The sequence below is a fragment of the Streptomyces sp. NPDC041108 genome, assembly GCF_055592645.1.
Genome location: NZ_JBVIYK010000054.1, coordinates 1 through 1754 on the forward strand (window position 1 = coordinate 1; position 1754 = coordinate 1754).

Below are 1754 nucleotides of genomic sequence, written 5' to 3' on the forward strand. Positions count from 1 at the left end.
GAGCAATAGTCAAGACTTGTGGATCGGCAGTCTCAGCTTCGAGTTCGAGTTGATCGGAGCCTGGTGAGTCCTTCGACCGCCGAGAGCTCGTCGCTGAGAGGCTCGGCGGCGGCCGGCGAGGTGATGAGCAGGAGTACCGACACGTCGGGGTGCTCGTCGTCGTAGAGATCGTCTTCCCCGTCGTCTCCGGAAATGGCGTTCGGCTGGATCTGGAGGCGGCTCGTGTCGGCGAGGGTGGCCAGGAAGTAGACGCCGAGGTAGTCGCTCTCGCGTTCGGTGAAGGTCACGTCGAGTCGGTCGGCGAGCAGGCTGGCCAACTCCTTGGCCGTGCAGGAGTTCGTGCCGTAGGTGTCGGAGACGGTCATCTGGGCATTCTCCTCAGGCCACGTGGCTTTCGGTGCGTTCGACCAGCAGGCCGTTCTCGAATCGGGCCCCGGCCCGGACGAGTGGGACCAGGTGGGCTCCGGTGATCGCCCGCCAGCGGGCCTGGGCGGATTCGACGAGCTTGAACACCATGGCCAGGGCCGCGGCCGGGCTGCCGGCGCCTCGGGTGACCTTGGTCCGGAGCTTGACGGTGGAGAAGGTCGACTCGATGGGATTCGTGGTCCGCAGGTGGCCCCAGTGCTCGGCCGGGAAGTCGTAGAACGCGAGCAGCTCGTCCCGGTCGTCGGTGATCTTCGCGACGGCCTTGGGCCACTTCGTGCCGTAAGTGCGGGAGAACGCCTCGATCGCCTTTTCGGCGTGGGCCCTGTCCTCTGCGTTGTAGATCTCCTGCATTGCCTTCGTCGCGCCCGGCTGTGCGGACTTCGGAAGACAGTTCGTCACATTACGGGCTTTATGGACCCAGCAGCGCTGGTGCCGAGCGGTCGGGAACACCTCGATCAGCGCTTTCCACAGGCCCATCGCGCCGTCGCCGATGACGAGTTCGGGGTCGCGCATGCCGCGGCGACGGCAGTCGCGCAGCAGGTCGGCCCACGACTCGGTGGACTCCCGCAGTCCCTCGGCCAGCGCGATTAGCTCCTTGGTGCCGTCCAGGCGGACGCCGAGGAGGACCAGCACGCACGAGTGCGCCTGGCCGAGCCGCACCTTCGGGTGGACCCCGTCGGCCCATACGTAGACGAAGTCGCGGTCGGACAGGTCCCGGTCCTGGAAGGCGGCGTGATCGTCGCTCCACTGCTTCGTCAGCCGGGTCACCGTCGCGGCCGACAGTCCAGCCGTGCCGCCGAGGAACTGCTCCAGCGCGGGCACGAAGTCTCCCGACGACAGTCCGTGCAGGTAGAGCAGCGGCAGCACCTCCGAGATCTTCGGTGACTTGCGGCACCACGGCGCAAGGATCTTGGAGGAGAACCGCTTGCGCTCGCCGGTGGCCTCGTTGACCCGGCGGTCGTTGACGCGCGGCGCGGTGACCTCGACCGGCCCGGCCGCGGTGACGACTGTCCTGGGCCGGTGGTGGCCGTTGCGTACGACCAGGCGCCGTCCGCGCTCGTCGGTCTCGGCAGCCAACTCGGCTATGTACTGGTTGACTTCCGCCTCCAGCGCGGCGGCCAGCATCCGACGGGCGCCCTCGCGGACGATCTCGTCGATCAGGGAGCCGGACGCGATACCGCCGTCGGCGTTCACTACGCTCAGCACGGGCGTGCCTTCCCGACCCGCGCTGCGAACGCGGGCCTACTCGGAGACCTTCAAGGGATCATCGGGAAGGTACGCCCTCCGCGTTCCTCCCGGCACCGATCCACAGGTTCCGAGCATTGCTC

Annotated in this window: 1 protein-coding gene and 1 pseudogene; both read right to left on the bottom strand. The window is 67.7% G+C overall.

Going from position 1 to position 1754, the window contains the following annotated elements; translation table 11 throughout:
• Nucleotides 1-32: 32 nt before the first annotated feature.
• On the bottom strand, nucleotides 33-365 hold the full coding sequence (locus ACZ6BB_RS42155) for a hypothetical protein (protein WP_471620373.1): 333 nt from the start codon (nucleotides 363-365) through the stop codon (nucleotides 33-35).
• A 34-nt stretch (nucleotides 366-399) separates the two neighbouring features.
• Nucleotides 400-1632, bottom strand: a pseudogene (locus tag ACZ6BB_RS42160) (IS256 family transposase); the annotation flags it as partial.
• Between the last annotated feature and the right edge of the window lie 122 nt (nucleotides 1633-1754).